Source organism: Leifsonia sp. 10N434, assembly GCF_056394405.1.
Genome location: NZ_JBFTHV010000014.1, coordinates 1 through 377, shown reverse-complemented (window position 1 = coordinate 377; position 377 = coordinate 1). Strand labels below are relative to the sequence as shown.

Below are 377 nucleotides of genomic sequence, written 5' to 3'. Positions count from 1 at the left end.
GATCGAGTTCGATCGCGCGATTGAGATCCGCATAGGCGTCGTCCGCCGCTTCTGCAACGCCGTTGGCAAGGCCGCGGCCCGCATATGCGGCACTCGATTTGCCGTCGAGTTCGATGGCGCGGGAGAAATCCTTGATCGCGGATGCAGTGTTGCCGTCGAGCAGATACGCATAGCCGCGCACGACATAGAGTTCACTGTTGCCAACGTCGAACGCGACGGCGCGCGAAAGATCTTCGATCGCCTCTTCGCGTTGGCCCACCGCCATCCGCGCTTCGGCGCGATTGCGATAAGCAGAGGCGAAACGCGCATCTGCATTCACAGCGCGCGAAAAATCGCGGATCGCCGCATGCGGCTTGCCGACGGTGAGGTAGGCGAGT

1 protein-coding gene is annotated in these 377 nt (G+C 62.1%); it reads right to left on the bottom strand.

The features are described 5' to 3' along the window. A partial coding sequence (locus AC1DB1_RS19465) for a tetratricopeptide repeat protein (protein ID WP_477202018.1) occupies positions 1 to 377 on the bottom strand: 377 nt, incomplete at both ends.